This window comes from Leucobacter sp. cx-328 (genome assembly GCF_014530035.1).
Taxonomy (GTDB): domain Bacteria; phylum Actinomycetota; class Actinomycetes; order Actinomycetales; family Microbacteriaceae; genus Leucobacter.
The window spans coordinates 59,378-81,464 of the sequence record NZ_JACVMX010000003.1 but is presented as its reverse complement, the minus strand read 5'-3'; the positions used below and the strand labels follow the sequence as shown (position 1 = coordinate 81,464).

General features: G+C 61.0%; 20 protein-coding genes. 6 read left to right on the top strand and 14 right to left on the bottom strand.

Translation table 11 applies throughout. The features are described from left to right. Positions 1-39 precede the first annotated feature (39 nt). The 6 genes from ICL81_RS05195 to sufB all read right to left on the bottom strand — a co-directional run bounded on the left by ICL81_RS05195 (position 40) and on the right by sufB (position 5,888). On the bottom strand, positions 40-1,638 hold the full coding sequence (locus ICL81_RS05195; RefSeq protein WP_188033889.1) for an ABC-F family ATP-binding cassette domain-containing protein: 1,599 nt from the start codon (positions 1,636-1,638) through the stop codon (positions 40-42). A 203-nt stretch (positions 1,639-1,841) separates the two neighbouring features. Beyond that, positions 1,842-2,192: a metal-sulfur cluster assembly factor gene (locus tag ICL81_RS05190; RefSeq protein ID WP_223160387.1), complete on the bottom strand. Its 351-nt coding sequence runs from the start codon at positions 2,190-2,192 to the stop codon at positions 1,842-1,844. A 9-nt stretch (positions 2,193-2,201) separates the two neighbouring features. Continuing rightward, positions 2,202-2,960, bottom strand: a complete 759-nt coding sequence (gene sufC, locus ICL81_RS05185; RefSeq protein WP_188033888.1) for a Fe-S cluster assembly ATPase SufC — start codon at positions 2,958-2,960, stop codon at positions 2,202-2,204. Continuing rightward, positions 2,957-3,289 (bottom strand): non-heme iron oxygenase ferredoxin subunit, encoded by a 333-nt coding sequence (locus ICL81_RS05180; protein ID WP_188024026.1) that lies wholly within the window; start codon positions 3,287-3,289, stop codon positions 2,957-2,959. Before ICL81_RS05180 ends, sufC begins: the two co-directional genes overlap by 4 nt. Then, positions 3,289-4,467: a Fe-S cluster assembly protein SufD gene (gene sufD, locus ICL81_RS05175; protein ID WP_188033887.1), complete on the bottom strand. Its 1,179-nt coding sequence runs from the start codon at positions 4,465-4,467 to the stop codon at positions 3,289-3,291. Before sufD ends, ICL81_RS05180 begins: the two co-directional genes overlap by 1 nt. Before the next feature lie 2 nt (positions 4,468-4,469). Further along, positions 4,470-5,888 (bottom strand): Fe-S cluster assembly protein SufB, encoded by a 1,419-nt coding sequence (gene sufB / locus ICL81_RS05170; RefSeq protein WP_188024024.1) that lies wholly within the window; start codon positions 5,886-5,888, stop codon positions 4,470-4,472. 253 nt (positions 5,889-6,141) lie between these two features. Between sufB and ICL81_RS05165 the strand changes: the two genes are divergently transcribed. Further along, complete coding sequence (locus ICL81_RS05165) at positions 6,142-7,062, top strand: COX15/CtaA family protein (RefSeq protein WP_353055422.1); 921 nt, start codon at positions 6,142-6,144, stop codon at positions 7,060-7,062. Here the strand turns inward: ICL81_RS05165 and ICL81_RS05160 are convergent. After that, positions 7,059-8,510, bottom strand: a complete 1,452-nt coding sequence (locus ICL81_RS05160) for a CdaR family transcriptional regulator (protein ID WP_188033885.1) — start codon at positions 8,508-8,510, stop codon at positions 7,059-7,061. The two genes, ICL81_RS05165 and ICL81_RS05160, sit on opposite strands and share 4 nt — an antisense overlap. Before the next feature lie 143 nt (positions 8,511-8,653). On the opposite strand from ICL81_RS05160, the gene ICL81_RS05155 reads away from it, so the two are divergent. After that, positions 8,654-9,757: an alcohol dehydrogenase catalytic domain-containing protein gene (locus ICL81_RS05155; RefSeq protein ID WP_188033884.1), complete on the top strand. Its 1,104-nt coding sequence runs from the start codon at positions 8,654-8,656 to the stop codon at positions 9,755-9,757. Positions 9,758-9,805: 48 nt separating this feature from the next. After that, positions 9,806-11,233 carry an APC family permease gene (locus tag ICL81_RS05150; protein ID WP_188033883.1) on the top strand — a complete coding sequence of 476 codons (1,428 nt, stop codon included), beginning with the start codon at positions 9,806-9,808 and terminating at the stop codon, positions 11,231-11,233. A gap of 397 nt (positions 11,234-11,630) precedes the next feature. Here the strand turns inward: ICL81_RS05150 and ICL81_RS05145 are convergent, their stop codons facing one another. Then, positions 11,631-12,557 carry a heme o synthase gene (locus tag ICL81_RS05145; RefSeq protein WP_188033882.1) on the bottom strand — a complete coding sequence of 309 codons (927 nt, stop codon included), beginning with the start codon at positions 12,555-12,557 and terminating at the stop codon, positions 11,631-11,633. Positions 12,558-12,641: 84 nt separating this feature from the next. Here ICL81_RS05145 and tkt point away from each other — a divergent pair, with 84 nt between their 5' ends. Genes tkt through ICL81_RS05130 form a run of 3 tightly spaced genes read left to right on the top strand, consistent with a single transcriptional unit; the run spans position 12,642 to position 17,454 of the window. Then, on the top strand, positions 12,642-14,711 hold the full coding sequence (gene tkt / locus ICL81_RS05140; RefSeq protein ID WP_188033881.1) for a transketolase: 2,070 nt from the start codon (positions 12,642-12,644) through the stop codon (positions 14,709-14,711). Between the two features lie 8 nt (positions 14,712-14,719). Further along, positions 14,720-15,832, top strand: a complete 1,113-nt coding sequence (gene tal, locus ICL81_RS05135) for a transaldolase (RefSeq protein WP_188033880.1) — start codon at positions 14,720-14,722, stop codon at positions 15,830-15,832. Next, entirely contained in the window at positions 15,829-17,454 is a 1,626-nt protein-coding gene (locus ICL81_RS05130; RefSeq protein WP_188033879.1) for a glucose-6-phosphate isomerase, read from the top strand. Before tal ends, ICL81_RS05130 begins: the two co-directional genes overlap by 4 nt. 82 nt (positions 17,455-17,536) lie before the next feature. Here ICL81_RS05130 and ICL81_RS05125 read toward each other — a convergent pair whose 3' ends face one another. The 6 genes from ICL81_RS05125 to whiA form a co-directional block, all read right to left on the bottom strand. After that, positions 17,537-17,893 (bottom strand): RNA polymerase-binding protein RbpA, encoded by a 357-nt coding sequence (locus tag ICL81_RS05125; protein WP_188033878.1) that lies wholly within the window; start codon positions 17,891-17,893, stop codon positions 17,537-17,539. A 28-nt stretch (positions 17,894-17,921) separates the two neighbouring features. Continuing rightward, complete coding sequence (secG, locus tag ICL81_RS05120; protein ID WP_188024016.1) at positions 17,922-18,170, bottom strand: preprotein translocase subunit SecG; 249 nt, start codon at positions 18,168-18,170, stop codon at positions 17,922-17,924. 87 nt (positions 18,171-18,257) lie between these two features. Beyond that, a complete protein-coding gene (tpiA, locus tag ICL81_RS05115) occupies positions 18,258-19,052 on the bottom strand; it encodes a triose-phosphate isomerase (protein ID WP_188033877.1) in 795 nt (264 codons plus the stop codon). Further along, a complete protein-coding gene (gene pgk, locus ICL81_RS05110) occupies positions 19,049-20,251 on the bottom strand; it encodes a phosphoglycerate kinase (protein WP_188033876.1) in 1,203 nt (400 codons plus the stop codon). Before pgk ends, tpiA begins: the two co-directional genes overlap by 4 nt. An 85-nt stretch (positions 20,252-20,336) precedes the next feature. Then, positions 20,337-20,951 (bottom strand): superoxide dismutase, encoded by a 615-nt coding sequence (locus tag ICL81_RS05105; protein WP_188033875.1) that lies wholly within the window; start codon positions 20,949-20,951, stop codon positions 20,337-20,339. Positions 20,952-21,078: 127 nt separating this feature from the next. Then, a complete protein-coding gene (whiA, locus tag ICL81_RS05100; RefSeq protein WP_188024012.1) occupies positions 21,079-22,059 on the bottom strand; it encodes a DNA-binding protein WhiA in 981 nt (326 codons plus the stop codon). Positions 22,060-22,087 lie beyond the last annotated feature (28 nt).

Sequence of the window (22,087 nt, the reverse complement as noted above, 5' to 3'; positions counted from 1 at the left end):
CAGTATTCGTGCTTGCCCGGCCCTCTGTGTGTACGCGGGTTACGCGAGCTCGATGAGCTCGAGGTACTCCTTCGACCAGTGATCTTCGGTGCCCTCTGGCATGACAAGCACGCGTTCGGGGTTGAGCGCCTCGACCGCACCGGGGTCGTGAGATACGAGCACGACGGCGCCGGTGAAGTGTGCGAGTGCGTCGAGGATTTCCTCACGGCTCGCAGGGTCGAGGTTGTTCGTGGGCTCATCGAGGAGCAGCACGTTTGCACTCGAAACCACGAGCTTCGCGAGCGCGAGACGTGTCTTCTCGCCACCCGACAGCACGCCGGCGGGCTTGTGTACGTCGTCACCCGTGAAGAGGAACGACCCGAGTACCTTGCGAGCTTCGGTCTCGGTGAGGTGCTGCGACACAGAGATCATGTTCTGCAAAACGCTCGCCTTGACGTCGAGGGTCTCGTGCTCCTGTGCGTAATAGCCAACCTTGAGGCCGTGGCCCGCGATAATCTCACCGGTATCTGGCTCGTCGACCTGCGCAAGCAAGCGGAGCAAGGTGGTCTTTCCGGCGCCGTTGAGGCCGAGGATGACAACCTTCGAACCACGGTCGATTGCGAGGTCCACACCTGCGAAAATCTCGAGAGAGCCGAAGGACTTCGACAGGCCCTCTGCCATGATCGGGGTCTTGCCGCAGGGTGCTGGATCCGGGAAGCGCAGCTTTGCGACGCGATCTGCCTGACGGACCTCGTCAAGACCGGAGAGCATCTTCTCGGCACGCGCAACCATCTGGTGCGCTGCGGCGGCCTTCGATGCCTTCGCGCCGAAGCGAGCAGCCTGATCCTTGAGAGCAGACGCCTTCTTCTCAACGTTTGAGCGCTCCTTGCGGCGTCGCTCCTCATCTGCTGCGCGCTGACGCTGATACAGCTTCCAGCCCATGTTGTAGACGTCGATGACCTGACGGTTTGCGTCGAGGTAGAAGACGCGGTTCACGGTCTCGCCGACAAGGTCGATATCGTGACTAATCACGATCACGCCGCCCTTGTAGGTCTTCAGGAACTCGCGCAGCCACACGATCGAGTCAGCGTCAAGGTGGTTGGTCGGCTCATCGAGGATCATCGTGTCGGCATCCGAGAACAGAATGCGCGCGAGCTCAATACGACGGCGCTGGCCACCGGACAGCGTCTTCAGCGGCTGGTCAAGCACACGGTCGGGCAGGCCGAGGTTGTGCGAGATCGACGCAGCCTCAGATTCGGCAGCATAGCCCCCGAGTGCGTGGAACCGGTCGGTGAGGTTACCGAAGCGCTTCATCGCTTTCGCGGCAATCGCGGGATCATCGGAGGCCATTTCAAGCGTTGCCTTGTCGATGTTCTTCTGCAGAGTACCGAGGCCGCGGGCGTCAAGAATGCGGTGACGCGCGATCTGCTCAGGGTCGCCAGTGCGCGGATCCTGAGGCAAGAAGCCGAGTTCGCCCGAGATAGTGACCGAGCCCTCAGCGGGCTGCAGCTCGCCGGAAAGCGTGCGGGTCAGCGTGGTCTTGCCGGCACCGTTACGGCCGACGAGGCCGATCTTGTCACCGGGGTTCACGCGGAAATCAACGCCCCCCATGAGACGGCGTGCGCCAACGTCGATCGCAAGATCCTCGACAATGATCATGAGGGGGTCCTTAAAGCTTGAGTGATGTAGGTCTGCCGATCCGCGTCGGATGCATGGCGACCAAAGAGGCGACGCAAATCTGCGTCAAGAAACACCAATGGTTCGGGGATCGATTTCACCAATTCGCGCGCTTGCGCCAGGCGGGCCAGAGGCCATGCCTGACACAAGAGTGCGGGAAATCGATCCCCGAACCGAAGGATGTTTTAGATTGCGAACCCGAGGGCGCGCATCATGTCGCGCCCTTCATCGGTGATTCGCTCGGGCGTCCAGGGCGGCATCCATACCCAGTTGATACGGAATGCAGCTACCAAGCCGTCGAGCGCTTCGGCGATGTCGTTCTCGATGACGTCAGTAAGCGGGCAACCCGCGCTGGTGAGCGTCATGCTGATTACGAGTGCATCGTGTTCCTCATCGTACGCAAGATCGTAGATGAGGCCGAGGTCGACGATATTGACGCCGAGCTCGGGGTCAGAGACGTTCTTCAGCGCCTCGACCGCCTGCTCGCGAAACTCAGGATCGATGGAGACCTGAGGTGCGTTGTTATCGTTGGACATAAGGGTAGTTTACGCCTCGGTGAGGAAGCGGTCGTAACCCTCTTCTTCAAGTCGATCTGCGAGCTCCGGACCACCCTGCTCAGCAACGCGACCGTTCACGAAGACGTGAACGAAGTCAGGCTTAATGTAACGCAGGATGCGGGTGTAGTGCGTGATGAGCAGAACACCGAGACCGGTGTTGTCCATCGCGCGGTTCACGCCCTCCGAAACGATCTTCAACGCATCAACGTCGAGGCCCGAGTCGGTCTCGTCGAGCACTGCGAACTTCGGCTTGAGGAGCTCAAGCTGAAGAATCTCGTTGCGCTTCTTCTCGCCACCCGAGAAACCCTCGTTGACGTTGCGTGCAGCGAAGGACTCGTCCATGCGAAGGTTGCCCATCGCTTCCTTGACGTCCTTCATCCAGGTGCGGATCGCGGGAGCTTCGCCATCAATAGCGGTCTTCGCGGTGCGGAGGAAGTTTGCGTTGGTCACGCCGGGGATCTCGACGGGGTACTGCATAGCGAGGAACAGGCCAGCCTGTGCACGCTCGTCAGCTTCCATCTCGGTGACGTCTTCGCCGTCGAGGATGATCTGGCCGCCGGTGATTTCGTAGCGGGGGTGGCCGGCAATCGCGTATGCGAGAGTCGACTTGCCCGAGCCGTTGGGGCCCATGATTGCGTGGGTTTCACCCTTACGGATCGTGAGGTTCACGCCCTTCAGGATGGGCTTGGGACCCTGCTCGGTCTCAACGCTGACGTGCAGATCCTTGATCTCAAGAACGGAAGTCATGCTTCAATCTCTTTCGTAACGTGGGGGTCAATGTAAACAGTGCCGTCTTCAATTTCGACGACGTAAACGGGTACCGGCTCGTATGCCGGAAGATTCTGAGGAACGCCGGTGCAGAGATCGAACGCCGATCCGTGCGCCCAGCACTCGAGGGTATTGCCCTCGACGAAGCCCTCCGAGAGGCTGATCTGACCGTGGCTGCAGGTATCACCTATAGCGTGCACCACACCCTGATTATCAAGCACGATCGCCATGGGAACTCCATCGAGCTCGACGCGTACGGCCTGGTCTTGGGTGAGGTCGCTCAGATCGAGTGCCTTGAGACGTGCCATTATGCGAGCACGCTCTGCTGGAGCTCAGCGTCAATCGCAGCCTGGAGGCGCTCCTCAACCTGCTCGTTGCCGATGCGCTGGATCACGTCGAAGAGGAAGCCACGCACAACAAGCTTGCGCGCCTCATCTTCCGAGATGCCACGGCTCTGGAGGTAGAAGATGTGCTCTTCATCGAAACGACCGGTGGTTGAAGCGTGACCTGCGCCCGCGATGTCACCGGTTTCGATCTCGAGGTTCGGGATCGAGTCGGTGCGCGTGCCCTCGGTGAGGGTCAGGTTACGGTTCTCTTCGTAGCTGTCGGTGCCGGCAGCAACGCGGCGGATCAGGACATCGCCGATCCAGACAGCGTGTGCGCCCTCGCCCTGCAGCGCTCCCTTGTACACCACGCGACTGCGGGTGTTGGGTGCGTTGTGGTCGATGTAGACCTGGTGCTCGAGGTGCTGGCCTGCGTCAGCGAAGTATGCGCCGTATGCCTCGCCGTTTGCGCCCTGGCCGTCAAGGTGCAGCGTCGGGTTGACGCGAACGACCTTGCCGCCGAGCGAAACAACGATGTGCTGGAGGTCGCCGTCGCGGCCGATGGTCGCGTTGTGGCTTGCCAGGTGAATCGCGTTTTCGTTCCACTCGTGGATCGAAACGACAGTCAACTTCGAAGCTTCACCGACGACGATCTCGACGGTCTCCGTAAGGTTCGCGTCGCCCGAGTTCTCGATGATGACGAGCGCCTGCGCGTGCGGCGCAGTCTCGATCACGGTGTGAGCGGCGGTCGCGTCGGTCGAAAGCGCGGTGCGCTTCACAACGACGGTCTGGTGCTCTTCGCTCGTGAGGAGGATGCGCTGTGCCGCTGCAACCTGTCCCCATGCGTTTGCTGCTGCCTGGTCCTCGGGGATGCCGGCGCGGCCGACGAGCTCCGAGTCCATTGCAACCTCGGTGACCGTCACGCCAGCGGCGTCAGAGATCTCGAGTGTGGTCGCTGCGCCGTTGAGGTCGCCAGTGAGCAGGTGCTTAATCTGGGCGATCGGGGTGAACTTCCAGTTGACCTCACGACCGGTCACTGCCGGGAAGTCCGCGAGGGTGGTCGACTTGAAGCGGTCCGAACGAGTCTGAATGGGTGCACGGTTGTCCCAGTCGCCATCGCTGTGCGCCTTGAAACCGAGCTGTTCAGTCTGAAGATTCGACATGATTAACCGACGGATCCTTCCATGCTCATTTCGATGAGCTTGTTCAGCTCGAGCGCGTACTCCATGGGGAGCTCGCGCGCGATCGGCTCGATGAAGCCGCGAACGATCATTGCCATTGCTTCTTCTTCCGAGAGGCCGCGGCTCATGAGGTAGAAGAGCTGGTCTTCGCTCACGCGCGTCACGGTTGCCTCGTGCGCAAGCACTGCATCGTCCGTACGAATATCAATCGCGGGGTACGTGTCCGAACGCGAAATGGTGTCAACGAGGAGCGCGTCACACACGACTGAGTTCGCTGCGTGGTGCGCGTTTGCGTCAACACGAACCTCGCCACGGTAACCGGTGCGGCCGCCGCCACGAGCGATCGACTTCGAGAGGATCGAAGACTTCGTGTGGGGAGCCATGTGAATCATCTTCGCGCCCGCGTCCTGGTGCTGGCCGGGGCCAGCGAAGGCTACAGAAAGGGTCTCGCCCTTTGCGTGCTCGCCTGCGAGGTAGATCGACGGGTACTTCATGGTGACCTTCGAGCCGATGTTGCCATCGACCCACTCCATGGTCGCGCCCTCTTCAGCAATTGCACGCTTGGTGACGAGGTTGTACACGTTGTTCGACCAGTTCTGGATCGTCGTGTAACGAACGCGAGCGTTCTTCTTCACGATGATTTCGACGACTGCCGAGTGCAGCGAGTCTGACTTGTAGATCGGAGCGGTGCAACCCTCGATGTAGTGCACGTAGCTGCCCTCGTCAGCGATGATGAGGGTGCGCTCGAACTGACCCATGTTTTCCGTGTTGATACGGAAGTACGCCTGGAGCGGGATCTCTACGTGAACGCCCTTGGGGACATAGACGAACGAGCCACCCGACCAGACCGCAGTGTTCAGCGCAGCGAACTTGTTATCGCCCGAGGGGATAACGGTGCCGAAGTACTCCTGGAAGATTTCAGGGTGCTCGCGGAGAGCGGTGTCGGTATCGAGGAAGAGCACGCCCTGAGCCTCGAGATCCTCGCGGATCTGGTGGTACACGACCTCCGACTCGTACTGAGCAGCAACACCCGCGACGAGACGCTGACGTTCAGCCTCGGGGATGCCGAGCTTCTCGTACGTGTCCTTGATTTCGTCGGGAAGATCTTCCCACGTCGTCGCCTGCTTTTCAGTCGAACGCACGAAGTACTTGATGTTGTCGAAATCGATACCGGTGAGGTCTGCACCCCAGGTCGGCATCGGTTTGCGACCGAAGATCTGGAGGGCCTTGAGGCGGCGCTCGAGCATCCACTCGGGCTCGTTCTTCAGGCCAGAAATATTGCGTACAACGTCTTCGTTCAGGCCGCGCTTCGCGGCCTCGCCGGCTGCGTCGCTGTCGTGCCAGCCGAATTCGTACTGGCCGAGCCCTTCAAGCTCTGGCCGGTCGATCAGCACTTCAGACATGATCACTCCCTCATTCATCGTCTTGCGCGGGATCTTAGCTCGCGGGATGCACCGCGCTTGGGCACTATCTCGTAGAGCTAATTCCCTGCAGCGGTGCAGTAGTCTGGGCGTTGAACGGCCGCCTCTGCGAATTCGCTGAGGGGCTGAATCGTTCTCAACCACAACTCATCACTCTACAGGTTCCCACTGACAATCTGGTGGGGGGCGCGCAAGTGCAGTCGAGATGGATGAGCGCCTATATAAGGAGCACCAAGTGTCAGAAGTGCGACTCCCCCGCACATTGAAGACGTTCGCCTGGATCTCATTCCTCTTGAACGTGCTGATCATCGCAACGGGTGGAGCCGTTCGCCTGACAGGCTCCGGCCTCGGCTGTACCGAGTGGCCGCTCTGCACTCCGGGATCGCTTGTCCCGACTGCTGAGTTGAGCTATCACTCGCTCATCGAGTTTGGCAACCGAACCATTAGCGGGCCGCTCCTCATCGCGGCACTCGCTGTAGTGATTCTCACACGGCGGATCCGCGCACAGCGCCGCGATCTCTCAATTCTCTCTTGGCTCGTTCTCAGCCTTGTGCTCCTGCAGGCGTTCGTTGGTGGCGTAGTGGTTTGGGTTGACCTCGCTGCGTTCCTCGTTGGCTTCCATTACATCGTGAGTCTCATCATCATTGGCATCGCCGCAGCGTATGTCGTCCTGATGAAGCAGCCGGCTGGTCCCCGCGTGCGCGTCGTACCCAAGGGCTACGCGATTCTTTCCCACGTCTCGACGCTCGGAATGGCGATCCTGATCATCATGGGTGTGCTCACTACGGCCAGCGGCCCGCACTCGGGCGATGAAAACGTCATCCGCAACGGCTTTGACGCGAGCTTCCTCGCACACCTCCATGCATGGCCTGGCTACATCACCGGTACGCTCCTGGTGATCCTGATGGTCTGGTCAATTGCGAAGAAGCTGCCAACCGCGAAGTGGGCTGTCACGCTTGCGCTCCTCGTGTTTGTGCAGATCCTTGTTGGTATTTACCAGGCACGCAACGGACTCCCCGCTCTCGTTGTTGGTGTACACATGGTGCTCGCTGCACTCAGCGTCGCGACAATGACGGCCGCAATGCTGTCGCTGAAGCGCCCAAACACCTCACCCATTGATGCGCCTGTGGAGTCAGTGCCGGTCGCAGCAAACTAACGAAGCACTCCCTCGCCATCAATGGCTCGCAGCGCGAGCCAGGCTGTCGTTCGGTCATCAACCTGATCGAGCGTCAGCCCGGTGAGGTCTTCTACCCGCTGCAGACGCGTCGTCAGTGTCTGGCGGTGGATGCCAAGGCGATCCGCGCTCGCTCGGTGTCGTCCGTTCTCGGCGAGGAACACGCGCAGGGTTGCCGTGAGATCGCCGTGAATGCCACGCTCATCCCGGAGCGGGTCGAGCACCTGCGCAAGCTGCGCACGCGGGGTCTCAGCGAGCGCACCGAGCACCAGTGATACCGAGGACACACGCTCGTAATGCACCACGGTTTGCCCGTCGTCGAGCGCGGTTTCAAGTGCTTGCAAGGCCTGGCTTGCCGAGTGTGACAGGTTGTCGCCTGGTGCAGCTGTGCCAACTCCCGCGTGCAATCGTTGCCCGGCAACCGGCCGCAGCTCCTCCACTCGCTGCAGGAGGTTTGGCACCAGGTCTTCACGCACGAAGCCCAACATCCTTCCGCCGCGTGAGGCGAACACGTACTCGGCGCCCATCTCGTGGAGCCAGCGTCGCAGGATTCGCTCCGCGTCGATCGTGCGTGAGCGAGAGCCGAGCGCGAATGCGGTCAGCGTGTGCTCGTGAACACCCCACCTGCGCAGGAGTTCTAGCGCTGCGGGCCCACCTTCGAGCAGAGTCTTCATGAGGGCCTCGCGCCCAAGGTGGTCCGTCCGGGACGGGTCGTGCGTACGCAGGAGTAAGTCGCACAGTTCGGCAGCGAGCGAAGCAAGATCGCGTGCATGACTCATTGTGCCCGACCGGGTGGCAATGACCAGGTACCCCGCAATGTCGCGGTCTGATCCGACCTGATGAATCTGCAGCCCCTCATGGCGCACGCGCACGGGGCGGCCGAGTGCGACGGCCGAGGCATCGGTGATGTGCAAGCGGCCCGCTCCGGCACTTGCAATTAATTGACCCTGTGGGTCGAGCAACACCGCCCAGCCGTTGACGCGGTGCGTGAGTTCAGCGATGACGGCGGTAACTCCCCCTCGGCGCGCTGCCTGCGTGAGTACCTTCATGCCGCCGGAGACGAGGCGGTCAGACGCGGCGCGGTCCTCAACGAGAAGTGCTGTGATTGAGGCATGGAGTGCGTCTGCATCGAGCGCGCACCCGAGGATGGCGTTGAGTCCGCGTGCGGCCAGCTCGGATCGTATCTTCGGGGTGTCGGCAAAGGACACCCAGACGGTGTTTGCAAAGAGGCGCACGTTCTCCGGGCTTGCATCTACTCGCGTGAGTAGCGCGTCAATGTCGCCGGTAATGAGTGTCGAATAGCCGGGGTTGCCGACCACGACGAGGTCCTCGTGCGCGGTCACACTATCAATGGGACTCAGGCTCGATAGCCCCTGCGAAATGAACGCGCCTCGCACGGCGCGAGTAACAGCCGATACGGTAAGTGCCATGTAGTGAATGTACCAAATGCAACTCGTTCTGGACAAGATTCACCAATTGGTACAGCGACAAAGCGCGTAAACGGTACGTACGATCTCGGAGTAGCCTCGCGCTGAATGAGCAGCGCGAACAGTATCCAATGGAGGAATGACCAATGAAGGCTGTCGTATTTCGCGACCCAGACACGCGTGTAGAGGTCGTTGAAGCAGAGCTTGCTGGCCCGAAGGCAGGTGAAGTTCGTGTGAAGATTGCCGCGGCCGGTGTGTGTCACTCGGATCTGCACGTCAAGCGTGGCGAGTGGGATGCACCCGCACCGCTCGTTATGGGACATGAGGGCTCTGGCGTGGTGGTCGAGCTCGGTGAGGGCGTCACCTCGCTCGCCGTTGGTGATCACGTCGTCCTGAGCTGGGTTCCGCCCTGTGGCGAGTGCCGCTACTGCCTCCAGGGGCACGAGGCGCGCTGCCAGAAGGTCGTCGAGGTGAACAACGCCACCGGCTCGCTTTTCGACGGTACTTCGCGACTGACCAATGCAGAGACCGGTGAATCATTGCGTCACTACCTGAGTGTCTCATCGTTCGCAGAAGAGGTTGTTGTGCCGGTATCCGGCGCAGTTAAGGTGCGCGATGACGCGCCACTCGATGTGATCGCAGTTGTCGGTTGTGCGGTCGCGACCGGCGTTGGCGCCGTGCTGAACACTGCTGCTGTCGAGCCCGGCTCGACCGTCGCCGTGATTGGCTGTGGTGGCGTTGGCCTCAACGTCGTACAGGGTGCAAAGCTTGCTGGCGCAGAACGCATCATCGCAATCGATTTGCTGCCCGAGAAGACCGCGATGGCACTGCAGTTCGGCGCCACTGACCGCATCGACGCCGCGAACGGTGATGTTGTCGAGCAGCTCTTCGCGCTCGTACCTGACGGTGTGGACTACGCATTCGATGCAATCGGCCGCACGATCACGACTGAGCAGTCGATCCGCATGCTCGGCCTTGGTGGCGCTGCAGTCATCGTTGGTCTGCCGCCGACCGGCGCAAAGGCCTCGTTCGAGCCCCTCGTGCTCGCCGAGGCAGACCAGCGAATCCTCGGCTCGAACTACGGCTCGGTACGCCCCTCGATCGATATCCCCGCGCTCGTGGACCGTTACATGGATGGTCAGCTGAAGCTCGATCCGCTCATCTCAGGCCGACGTCGCCTGGAAGACGCAGCAGAAGCGCTCGATGATCTCGAAGCAGGCGGCGTTCTTCGCACGCTGCTCATCCCGTAAGTCTCCTCCGAGATATTTAGACCACTCGAAGGAGAGTGATTCATTTTCATGTCTACTACTGAACGGCAAGCGCCCGTAGATGCGGGCCTGCGTCAGGGCGTGATGTCTGGCGCAGAGCTCTCTGCCCAGGCTATTGCCAACATTGCCCCGAGTGCCGTCATGGCCTTCACCGCAGCTGGAATCTTCGTTGGCGCTGGCAACGGCACCATGATGTCGTTCCTGCTCGCAACGATCGTCATTCTGTGCGTTGGTTGGTGCGTGGCCGTCTTTGCGAAGAAAAACGCCTCGGCCGGCTCGCTGTACACCTACGTTTCGAAGGGACTCGGCCCGACCGGCGCATACATCGCTGGTGTCGCCCTCATTATTGGCTGCTGGGGCATCGCAGCCGGCTCGCTCGGTGGCGCGGTGTCGTACACCTCTGACTTGCTCACCTTGCTGGGGGTTCCCGCGGACGGCGTCATTTGGCTGATTGCGCTCGCAGTCATCATCGGCGGACTCGCAACCTTCTTCACGATCCGTGGTATTCGAGTCTCTGCTCGCGTATCGCTCGTGCTTGAGCTCGTCTCGCTCGCGATCATCCTTGTTCTGCTGGTCGTTGCACTGATCGCTGTTGGCCCCGACGCATGGGATCCCGCGCAGTTTAAAATGACCGGCGCACCCTTCCAGGGTGTTGCTGCGGGCATGGTACTCGGCATTCTCGGCTTCGTCGGTTTCTCCTCGGCTGATGCGCTCGGTCGCGAGGCAAAGAACCCGTACACCGCGATCCCCCGCGCAATCATGTGGAGTGCCGCAGCGGTCGGTATTCTGTATATCTTTGCCGCATACACGCAGATCGCCGTACTGGGCGAGGAGCTGGGCGAGGTAGCAAGCCCGCTGCAGGCCATCTCTGACAAGATCGGCATGCCCGTCTGGTTCACGCCACTGCTCGTATTCGGTGTAGCTGCATCGTTCTTTGCTGTCGTTGTTGCGCCGCTCAACGTGGTTGGTCGCATTGTCTACGTCATGGGCAAGGAAGGCGTTGTCCCCGAGCGCTTCGGCCGCACGCACGAGACGCACCTTACCCCGCATCGCGTGCTGCTGATCGCTGGTCCCGCAGCAATCGTGCTCGATATCATCTTGCTCGCTTGCGGCGTGCACCCGATGGATATCGTCGTATGGGTTGATACCTACGGAACCTACGGATACATGGTGGCGTACGCGCTTGTCGCGATCGCTTGTGTCGTCTACGTTCGCCGCGAGAAGATGCGGAGCGCGCTCGTCACCCTCTGCGCTACCGTCGCGGTCGTCGCAATGGCGTACGTGTTCTTTGCAAACGTTTGGCCCGTGCCTGCGTTCCCGCTGAACGTCATTCCGTACCTCTTCTTGCTCACGATGATTTTGGCGCTCACCCGCTTCGTCTATCTCAAGCAGAAGCGCCCCGATGTGATTGCGCGGATCGGCAACACCGACACCGACATGCTTGAGGGCGTCGGATAACAGCGTCGCAGACGCTCAGAGGTGGCGATTCTCCCCGGTTTTCTGGGGCGGATCGCCACCTCTTTTTTGTGTGAGTTGTCTGAGGCTGGCCCATCCCTTTCACGTGGTAACACACGAGATGAGGCGCTTTGAGTGCCACCGCGTGGCGTGTGGCCTGATCCGCGCCCCATCATGGACCCCCATGAAACTGGCCCTTCTGGCACAGTGGACCGATTCATGCGTATAACAGTCATCTTTATGCCAGACGGGGGTCTCTTCACGAGGCCGCCCGCAGCGAGGGGGCCTCGGCGAAAGCCGGCAGTGGTGAAGCTCTCCCGCCCAGACACAGCGAAAGCCCTGAGCCAAACGGCCCGGGGCTTTCTGCGAGTACGACCACACAGCGGCCGCACGCGGGAGGTTAGAAAGGAAGCAGCGGATCCACTGCAATCGCAATCGACAACACTGAAAGGTATGTGATCGATGCGTGGAACACCTGCATCGGCTTGCCCTCGTTGCCGCGAATGGCCTGGTTGTAAAGCTTGTGCGCTTCAACGATGAAGTAAATACCGCTTGCGAGCGCGACGACCGTGTAGGTCCAGCCCATGTTTGCTACGGGGATCATGAGGAAGCTCGACACCACGGTTGCCCAGGTGTACAGGATGACCTGCAAGCCAACGGTTGTACGGCCGCGAACAACAGCGAGCATGGGCACGCCGGCAGCTGCATAATCTTCACGGTACCGCATGGACAGCGGCCAGTAATGAGCCGGGGTCCAGAGGAAGATAATGATGAAGAAAATCCAAGCGGGCCATGCGAGCGACTCGGTAACGGCCGCCCAGCCAATCAGTACCGGGAAGCAGCCAGCGATGCCGCCCCAGATGATGTTCTGCTCGCTACGACCCTTGAGCCACATGGTGTACACAACGACGTAGGTGAAGATCGCGGCGAGGCTCAACAGCGCGGCGAGCCAGTTCGTGGTGAAGTACAGCCAGACAATCGACGCAACGCCGAGTGCGTACGCAAAAATCAACGCGTTGCGATCAGAAATCTCTCGCGTCACGAGTGGGCGGTTCTTCGTGCGATTCATCACGCGATCGGCCTCGCGGTCGATGTAGCAATTGAATGCACCGGCGGAACCCGCGCTCATGGCGCCACCGATAAGCGTTGCAAGCACAAGCCAGAGGTTCGGCAGGCCGCCCTGAGCCAAAATCATGGCCGGAACAGTGACAACGAGCAGAAGCTCCATCACTCGCGGCTTTGTGAGTGCAACGTAGTTCTTCACCGTCCGGCCGAACGAACGCGGGGCCTGAACGGGAGCTGCTGGGGTAGAAATCTCTGCGGACATCACTCCCCATGGTACCTGTAGTCGGTAAGATTGGTTGGGAGTGCGCTGAGTAGGCGCAAAACGCAACATGAGAGGCTGGGGCTGTTGACGAACGGATTGCACTGGGACGAGCTTGATAATCGGGCGGTGGACACCGCTCGTGTGCTCGCTGCTGACGCAGTTGAGAAGGTTGGCAATGGCCATCCCGGAACGGCGATCAGCCTTGCCCCCGTTTCGTATCTGCTGCACCAGAAGGTAATGCGTCATGATCCGACCGATGCCGACTGGCTCGGCCGCGATCGTTTCATTCTCTCGATTGGCCATTCCTCGCTGACTCAGTACGTCCAGCTTTACATGGGTGGCTACGGTCTGGAGCTTGCAGACATCGAGGCGCTTCGCACCTGGGGTTCGAAGACCCCCGGTCACCCCGAATACGGCCACACCAAGGGCGTCGAGATCACCACTGGCCCGCTGGGTCAGGGCCTCGCGTCGGCTGTTGGATTTGCGTACTCGGCGCGCTACGAGCGTGGCTTGTTTGACCCTGAGGCTGCGCCCGGCACGAGCCCCTTCGATCACTTCATCTATGTTGTTGCCGGCGACGGTGACCTGCAGGAAGGTGTGACTGCTGAGGCAGCCTCGCTCGCGGGCCACCAGGAGCTCGGCAACCTCATCGCGATCTATGATTCGAACCAGATCTCGATCGAAGATGACACCGACATTTCGTTCTCAGAGGACGTTGCAAAGCGTTACGAAGCCTACGGTTGGCAGGTGCTCGAGGTCGATTGGAAGAAGACCGGCGCATACGTCGAGGACGTCGCTGAGCTGTACTCGGCAATCGAAGAGGCGAAGGCTGAGTCGACGAAGCCGACCCTCATCATTCTCAAGACCATCATCGGCTGGCCTTCGCCAGGCAAGCAGAACAGCGGTGGCATTCACGGCGCAAAGCTTGGCGCTGAAGAGCTCGCTGGCCTGAAGACTGTGCTCGGCTTCGACCCCGAGAAGCACTTCGACGTTGCTCCTGAAGTCATCGCGCACACCCGTGGCGCAGTTGACCGTGGCGCAGAAAAGCGCGCAACGTGGCAGGCATCGTTCGATGCTTGGGCTGCAGCAAACCCCGAGCGCAAGCAGCTCCTGGACCGCCTTGAGGCGCAGGCACTGCCCGAGGGCGTAGAAGCCGCGCTCCCCCAGTTCGAGACCGGCGCAAGCGTCGCGACTCGCTCGGCAAGCGGTAAGGTGCTTGCAGCTCTCGGCCCGATCATGCCCGAGCTGTGGGGCGGATCGGCAGACCTCGCAGGTTCGAACAACACGACGATCCCGAACTCGGCATCGTTCGTTCCCGCAAACCACTCGACGTCGACCTGGCAGGGCAACCCCTACGGCCGAGTGCTGCACTTCGGTATTCGCGAGCATGCAATGGGCGCGATTCTGAACGGCATTCAGTTGCACGGCAAGACTCGCAGCTACGGCGGCACCTTCCTGCAGTTCGCTGACTACATGCGTCCCGCAGTGCGTCTCGCCGCGCTCATGAACGTTCCGAGCGTGTTCGTCTGGACGCACGACTCCATCGCCCTTGGCGAGGACGGCCCCACGCACCAGCCGATCGAGCACATCGCTTCGCTTCGTGCGATCCCGAACCTCGCAATGGTTCGCCCCGCAGACGCAAACGAGACTGCAATTGCGTGGCATGAGATCCTCACCCGTCACGCTGGCCCGACGGGTCTCGCACTGACCCGTCAGAACGTCCCCGTTCTGGCGGGCACGCGCACCGATGACGTGCGTCGTGGAGCATACGTGCTCGCTGACACCCCGACAGATTCGCTTGACGTTATCCTGATGGCAACCGGTTCGGAGGTGCAGCTCGCAGTTGCAGCACGCGAAGAACTCGCGGCACAGGGAATTGGCGCGCGCGTTGTGTCGATGCCCTGCTTCGAATGGTTTGCAGAGCAGTCAGCAGAGTACCGCGCGAGCGTGCTCCCCGTTGCTGTGAAGGCACGCGTGAGCGTTGAGGCTGGCCTCTCGCTCGGCTGGGAAAAGTTTGTTGGCGACACCGGTCGTTCGGTTTCGATCGAGACCTTCGGTGCTTCGGCCGACTTTGAGACGCTGTTCCGTGAGTACGGAATCACAACTGAGGCTGTCGTTGCGGCAGCACAGGAAAGCCTGCAGGCGCAGGCATAGGAGGATCCATGTCCCACTCGCACACCGCTGACATCAGCAGTGCGGGCGTGAGTATCTGGCTTGACGATCTTTCGCGCCGCAGCCTCGAGAGCGGTCAGCTCTCGAGGCTCGTGCGCGAACTCGACGTCGTAGGCGTAACCACGAACCCCACGATCTTTGCCGCCGCACTCGCGGACGGCGAGGCGTACCGTGACGCAGTCACTGATTGCGTCACCCGTGGCCTGTCCGTAGCCGAGACGATTCGCGACCTCACGGTGACCGATGTCACCGCAGCGTGCGACTTGTTCGCCGACGTGTATGCGGCTACAGATGGTCGTGATGGTCGAGTTTCGCTTGAGGTTGACCCCGGTCTCGCGCACGACACTGCAGGAACAATCGCTCAGGCTCGCGACCTTTGGCAACGAATCAATCGTCCAAACGCGATGATCAAGATTCCCGCCACTGAAGCTGGACTCGAAGCGATCACGGCGGTGGTGAGTGAGGGAATCAGCGTCAACGTCACGCTGATCTTCAACATCACCCGTTACCGCCAGGTCATTCACGCGTACTACGCGGGGGTAGAGCTGGCACGCGCTGCGGGCAACGACGTTTCCCAGGTGCACTCAGTCGCCTCAGTGTTTGTATCTCGTGTGGATACCGAGGTCGATTCGCAGCTCACTGCAATTGGTACGGCGGAAGCGCTCGCATTACGCGGCAAGTCAGGCATCGCAAACGCGCGTCTCATGCACGAGATTCTCGTGAACATGAGTGGCACCGCTCGCTTGGGCTACCTGCACGATCGTGGCGCAACCCCCCAACGCCTGTTGTGGGCCTCAACCGGCGTGAAGAACGCCGAGTTGTTGACTGACACTGCGTATGTCGATGAATTGGTGACCAGCGGCACGGTCAACACCATGCCGCTGGCGACGCTCGAAGCGGTAGCTGATCATGCGCCGCCAGCGACCGACCGCGTTGTGACTGAATACCTCGAGGCAAATCAGCACTGGAACACGCTTGATGGTCTCGGAATTCACTATGACGACGTGATGACCAAGCTCGAGAACGAGGGTCTTGCCAAGTTTGACGCCTCATGGGCTGAACTCGTGGCAACCGTGACCGAAGCAATCCAGGAGAACAATTGAGTACGGCAGAGGTAAAGCTCACAGCCAATGCAGCAGAGCGCTCCGCCCCTGTCCTTGATCAACTCGTTCGCTCAAAGTTCGCTACGCGGTTGTTTGCGAAGGACGACTCGCTGTGGGGAGAGCGAGCCTCTGACGAGGCCGCTATCCGTCTCGGCTGGGTCGACTTTGCCCAGGAAGCACGTCAGGTACTTGAGCAGGTCAAAGAGTATCGCGCAGAGCTCTTGGAGCGTGGAATCACGCGCCTCGTACTGTGCGGCATGGGCGGATCAAGTCTTGCACCGTATGTGATCACCCGGCGTGACGGCTTTTCCCTCACAGTGCTTGATTCGACACACCCCGACACCGTACGCAGCGCCCTGTCAGATGATGTCGCACACACCGTTGCAGTCGTGAGTTCAAAGTCAGGTTCAACGGTCGAAACACTGAGCCATCGCGCGGTGTTCGCAGAAGCGTTTGCCGCGGCTGGTGTGGACCCTGCCGATCATGTGGTGGTGGTGACCGATCCGGGTTCGAGGCTTGAAGCCAGCGCTACCGCGGCTGGTCAACGTGTGTTCCACGCTGACCCCAACGTAGGCGGTCGATTCTCGGCGCTCACTGCCTTCGGTATCGTTCCTGCCGGACTCGCGGGGTCTGACATTGACGGACTCCTGCGTGAAGCAGAGTCTGTTCGACCAGAAATTATGCTCGACTCTGTCGAGAATCCCGCGCTACAGCTGGCGGCGGCAATCTTCGCGGAGCTTCCAGAGCGTTACGTGCTTGAACTCGTTGAGTCGGTGGCCCAGCCCTGGGGTCTCGGGCTTTGGATCGAGCAGCTTGTTGCGGAGTCAACGGGAAAGAACGGCAAGGGTGTGCTTCCGCTGTCACTCCCCCAGGGTGCACTCCCGACCTCGGCCGAGCCTGCACGCGTGGTTGAACTTCTCGATGAGCACTTCGTGGATTCCGATGTACAGCTTGCAAGCGATCAGACCATCGCGGTCGCTGGTGCACTTGGAGCACAATTCCTCTTGTGGGAGGTTGCGACCGCTGCGCTTGGACATCTCATTGGCGTCGATCCGTTCAACCAACCCGACGTAGAGTCAGCGAAGGTAGCTGCTCGCAAAAACCTCACTGCAGCAGAGGAATCCGCTGAGTCCTGGACTCCTGCATTCGCTGGCACCAAAGTGTCCGGTGTGAGCTGCGGTGTGAACGCCTCGATTGATCCAGGGAGCTTGCTTGCGGAGCTTCGCCGTGCCGTTCCGGTCAACGGGTACATCGCGATTCAGGTGTACGGTGCCCCCGAGGGTCCGTGTGCTGCTCCGCTTGAACGCTTGCGTTCGGCACTCGCCGACACGTGGGACATTCCCGTGAGCCTCGGTTGGGGTCCGCGTTATCTGCACTCAGTTGGACAGTTCCATAAGGGTGGTCGTCCACTCGGCGTCTTCTTGCAGATCATCGATACCCCGTCGTTCGACCTTGATATTCCGGGTGGTGAATCGAGCTTTGCGTCGCTGATGCGCGCCCAGGCAAACGGAGATGCGGCCGTGCTTCGAGAACGTGGCAGGTCTGTGCTCCGAGTCAGCGGTGACTCCACGATTCTTGCAATCGATGAGCTCATTGCCGCAGTCTCAGCGTTGGGAAGCTAGCAAACGAAAGCTGCCTGTAGAACACAATAGGAAAGGCCCCAAGCGTTTTGGTTGGGGCCTTTCCTATTGTGAGTCGTTGTGCCTAGCGGCGACCGCGACGAGCACGAAGCTTCTGCAGAGCCTCTTCGAGAAGCTCAACAGCTTCCTCTTCGGTGCGACGCTCCTTCACATATGCGAGGTGCGTCTTGTACGGCTCGTTCTTCACGACCTGCGGCGGCTCGTTCTTGTCGCGACCAGCGGGCAGGCCCGAGGTCGGCGAATCAATCTGATCCGGGATTTCTTCGTCGGCGACATCAGCCGAGAAGTAGCGGATCGTTTCGTTGCCCAGTGCGTCCCAGTATGAGACCTGTACACGTTCGGCACGCACGCCGTGATCTTGCTCCCCCATGGGACCAGAACCGACGCGGGCACCGCGGATAGCATTACTGCTGCCTGCCACGAGTGACCTGCTTTCTAGAAGATAAAACTTAGATCAGCGTGAAGCGATCAATAACGTTGACGCCGACGATCGAGAGAACCCAAACGATCGAGACGACAACCGTAATACGGTTAAGGTTTCGCTCTGCGACACCCGACGACCCGAGCGCTGACCCCATACCGCCACCGAACATGTCGGAGAGGCCGCCACCGCGACCCTTGTGCAGCAAGATGAACAGCGTCAGGAGCAAGCTCGTAAGAACAAGCAGCGCCAAGAGGATGATCTTAACTACGAGCACTGAGGAAACCTTTCACTTGGCGTCGCGCGAGGTGCGCGGCGCCGACGGACCAGACACCAGTATAGCCGCCGAACGGCCCTGAAATGGCTACGCGCCGACGTGTTGGCGGAATCGGATGATCCGCTGGAACTCGTCCACCTTCAGGCTAGCGCCACCTACCAGTGCGCCGTCAACATCTGGCTGGCGCATGAACGCTGCAATGTTGTCGCTGGTGACCGATCCGCCATACAGGACACGAGTTGCGTTGGCGACCTCTTCGCCTGCAACTTCGGTGATCGCTGCGCGAAGTGCCTGAGCGACAGCCTGAGCCTGCTCGGGAGTTGCGGCCTGGCCGCTCCCAATCGCCCACACGGGCTCATACGCAACCACGAAGGGAGCGCCGGTCGGTACGCCGGCGAGAGCCGCACGCAGTTGAGCAACGGGAACCGCGGCGGCACCGTGTGTCTCGAGATCTTCAGCGGTTTCGCCGACGCAGATCACAGGAACCATGCCAGCCTGTGCGGTTGCAGCAGTCTTCGCCGCCACGACCTCGTCAGACTCGCCGTGACCGTGGCGACGCTCCGAGTGACCGATAATGACGTACTGAACATCAAGCTTTGTGAGCATCGCGGCAGAGATGTCTCCGGTGAACGCGCCGGAGGCCTGCGGCGAAACATCTTGAGCGCCGAGACTCAGTGCGAGCTTGTCGGCAGAAAGCAGGGTCTGCACCGAACGCAAATCGGTGAACGGGGGGAAGACGGCAACCTCTGCGTCAGCGAAGTCGTGCTTTGCGTCCTTCAGGCCCCATGCAAGCTTCTGCACGAATGCGATTGCCTGCAGGTGGTCGAAGTTCATCTTCCAGTTACCCGCGATCAGCGGAGTGCGAGTGAACTGTGCGCTCATGCGATTACCTCGAGACCGGGAAGCTGCTTGCCTTCAAGGAACTCAAGGCTTGCGCCGCCGCCGGTCGAGATGTGACCGAACTGGTCATCTGCGAAGCCGAGTGCGCGAACTGCCGCAGCCGAGTCGCCGCCACCAACAACGGTGAAGCCGTCGGTCTCGGTGAGTGCGCGAGCAACGGTGCGGGTGCCATGTGCAAAGGAATCCATCTCGAACACGCCCATGGGGCCGTTCCAGAAGACCGTCTTCGAAGCGTGAATGACCTCAGCGAACGCTGCTGCACTGTCGGGGCCGATATCGAGGCCGATGCCGGCCTCGCCGAACGCGCTCGACTCAATCGCGTCAGCTGCGACGATCTCGTGTGCCGCATCGGCTGCGAAGCGCTCAGCAACCACGATGTCGGTCGGGAGAACGATGCGGACACCGCGACGCTCTGCGTCAGCGAGGTAGCCGCGGACGGTCTCGAGCTGGTCCTCTTCGAGGAGGCTCGAAGCGACCTTGTGGCCCTGGGCCGCGAGGAAGGTGAAGAGCATGCCGCCGCCGATGAGCAGCGTGTCAACGCGCTCGATGAGGTGCGAGATGACGCCGAGCTTGTCAGAGACCTTCGAGCCACCGAGGATGACGGTGTAGGGGTGCTCTGCGTTCTCGGTAAGGCGCTCAAGGACGACCGTCTCAGCCGCAACGAGGCGGCCAGCGGCGCTCGGAAGAATCTGAGGCAGGTCGTAGACGCTTGCCTGCTTGCGGTGCACAACACCGAAGCCGTCGGAAACGAAGAACTCACCAAGTGCTGCGAGCTGCTCAGCGAAGGCGCGGCGCTCTGCGTCGTCCTTACTGGTCTCGCCTGCGTTGAAGCGGAGGTTCTCGAGCAGCAGTACGTCGCCGTCGTTCAGTGCTGCAGCTGCAGCAGTTGCCTCTGCGCCAACGGTCTCCCCTACGAACTGCACGGGAGCTTCGAGAAGCTCAGCCATGCGAGCCGCAACGGGGTGCAGCGAGAAGCGATCCTCGGGCGCACCCTTGGGGCGGCCGAGGTGGGAAAGGAGCACCACGCGTGCACCCGCAGCGCGCAGCTCGCGGATGGTGGTGAGAGATGCGCGGATCCGCCCATCATCGGTAATCACGCCCTCCGAAAGGGGGACGTTGAGGTCGCAGCGAACGATAACCGTTCGCGAAGCGAGCGAGCCGAGGTCTTCAAGCGTGCGCATAGCGGTGAATACTCCTAGTGGTATTTCGGGAGAACATGCCGAAGCGGGTGGGTGACGAAAGAGTCACCCACCCGCTTAACGGAAATTAGATCAGGCCGGGGGTCTGCGAACGAGCGGTCTCGAAGCGCTGTGCGACGTCCTGCCAGTTTGCGATGTTCCAGAATGCCTTGACGTAGTCAGCGCGAACGTTGAGGTAGTCGAGGTAGTACGCGTGCTCCCACACGTCGAGCATGAGGAGCGGAGTGGTGCCAGCGGGAAGGTTGCCCTGCTGATCGAAGAGCTGAACGATGTTCGGACGCTGACCGAGCGAATCCCACGCAAGTGCAGCCCAGCCCGAGCCCTGCACGCCGAGTGCAGTCGCGGTGAACTGTGCCTGGAACTTCTCGAAGCTGCCGAAGAACTCGTCGATTGCAGCTGCGAGCTCACCCTCGGGACGTTCGCCACCCTCGGGCGACATGTTGTTCCAGAAGATGGTGTGGTTCACGTGACCGCCGAGGTTGAACGCGAGGTCCTTCTCAAGCTTGTTCACGTTTGCAAGGTTGCCCGATTCGCGAGCCTCTGCGAGCGCCTCAACGGCTGCGTTTGCGCCGGTAACGTATGCCTGGTGGTGCTTGCTGTGGTGCAGCTCCATAATCTTGCCGCTAATGTGCGGCTCCAGTGCTGCGTAATCGTAGGGCATCTCAGGAAGGGTGTAAACCATAGCCTTGCTCCGTTTCAAATCGGTGTTCGTGTATGCCCACTCTACTCGCTACGGCGCGCGGCGGGCGGGCAGATTCGTTCGCAGTTAGCGATACTCCCGGGGTATTCCGGGAGTATCGCTTAGAGGACTAGTTGCCTTCTGCGAATTCGGGCAGGCTCGCTTCGGTACCGGGGATGCCCTTTGCGAGCGCTTCCTTGTCTGCCATTGCGAGCAGGCGACGGATGCGACCAGCGATTGCGTCCTTGGTGAGCGCAGGCTCGGCCTTGGTACCGAGCTCATCGAGGCTTGCTTCGCGGTGCTGCAGGCGCAGCATGCCTGCGTACTTGAGATGCTCGGGAACATCGTCGCCAAGAATTTCAAGCGCACGTTCCACACGAGCACACGCGGTAACGGAGGCCTGCGCGGATCGGCGCAGGTTTGCGTCATCAAAGTTCACGAGGCGGTTTGCGGTCGCACGGGTCTCACGTGCCTTGCGCAGGTTGTCCCACTCGGTGCGGGCACCGATGGCACCCATCGCACCGAGCATCGCGCTGATGGCTTCACCATCGCGCACGAGGAGCTTGCTCGTACCGCGAACCTCGCGGTTCTTGGCATCGATGCCGATACGGCCTGCTGCGCCGACGAGGGCCATAGCGACCTCGCTGCTGGGGCAAGCGATCTCCAGGCCTGCGGTGCGGCCGGGAGGGGTGATCGAACCGCGCGCAAGGAATGCGCCACGGAGTGCCGCTGCGAGCTCTGCTGCATCGCCGGTAGCGACGCGGTTCGGCAAGCCGCGAATCGGGCGGCGGCGCTGATCGAGCAGACCAAGCTGACGGGCGAGGGTTTCGCCGTCAAGTACACGTACGAGGAACTGCGGTGCGCCTGGGCGAACCGTGGTGGGGGGCAGCTGCTTGGCGTCAGCGCGAACGCCGTACAGCTCGGCGAGGTCCTTACGGACACGCTGAACGATCTGCGGGGTGTGCAGTTCGGCCTCGAGGACGATGCGACCGTTGATGGTGTGCAGTCCTCCAGAAAGGCGAAGCGTCGTGGCAACCTCAGCCATCCGTACCCCAGTCGGCTGGACGGGAATGCGGACGAGCTCGCCCTTGACTTCAGCGGTAGTCGGCACGGAGAAGAGTCCTCTCAACGAAAGTTCA

Excerpts from the sequence above, each read along its gene's own strand:
- ICL81_RS05195 (WP_188033889.1), bottom strand. The coding sequence starts at position 1,638 with ATGATCATTGTCGAGGATCTTGCGATCGACGTTGGCGCACGCCGTCTC.
- ICL81_RS05190 (WP_223160387.1), bottom strand. The coding sequence starts at position 2,192 with ATGTCCAACGATAACAACGCACCTCAGGTCTCCATCGATCCTGAGTTT.
- sufC (WP_188033888.1), bottom strand. The coding sequence starts at position 2,960 with ATGACTTCCGTTCTTGAGATCAAGGATCTGCACGTCAGCGTTGAGACC.
- ICL81_RS05180 (WP_188024026.1), bottom strand. The coding sequence starts at position 3,289 with ATGGCACGTCTCAAGGCACTCGATCTGAGCGACCTCACCCAAGACCAG.
- sufD (WP_188033887.1), bottom strand. The coding sequence starts at position 4,467 with ATGTCGAATCTTCAGACTGAACAGCTCGGTTTCAAGGCGCACAGCGAT.
- sufB (WP_188024024.1), bottom strand. The coding sequence starts at position 5,888 with ATGTCTGAAGTGCTGATCGACCGGCCAGAGCTTGAAGGGCTCGGCCAG.
- ICL81_RS05160 (WP_188033885.1), bottom strand. The coding sequence starts at position 8,510 with ATGGCACTTACCGTATCGGCTGTTACTCGCGCCGTGCGAGGCGCGTTC.
- ICL81_RS05155 (WP_188033884.1), top strand. The coding sequence starts at position 8,654 with ATGAAGGCTGTCGTATTTCGCGACCCAGACACGCGTGTAGAGGTCGTT.
- ICL81_RS05150 (WP_188033883.1), top strand. The coding sequence starts at position 9,806 with ATGTCTACTACTGAACGGCAAGCGCCCGTAGATGCGGGCCTGCGTCAG.
- ICL81_RS05145 (WP_188033882.1), bottom strand. The coding sequence starts at position 12,557 with ATGTCCGCAGAGATTTCTACCCCAGCAGCTCCCGTTCAGGCCCCGCGT.
- tal (WP_188033880.1), top strand. The coding sequence starts at position 14,720 with ATGTCCCACTCGCACACCGCTGACATCAGCAGTGCGGGCGTGAGTATC.
- tpiA (WP_188033877.1), bottom strand. The coding sequence starts at position 19,052 with ATGAGCGCACAGTTCACTCGCACTCCGCTGATCGCGGGTAACTGGAAG.
- pgk (WP_188033876.1), bottom strand. The coding sequence starts at position 20,251 with ATGCGCACGCTTGAAGACCTCGGCTCGCTCGCTTCGCGAACGGTTATC.
- ICL81_RS05105 (WP_188033875.1), bottom strand. The coding sequence starts at position 20,951 with ATGGTTTACACCCTTCCTGAGATGCCCTACGATTACGCAGCACTGGAG.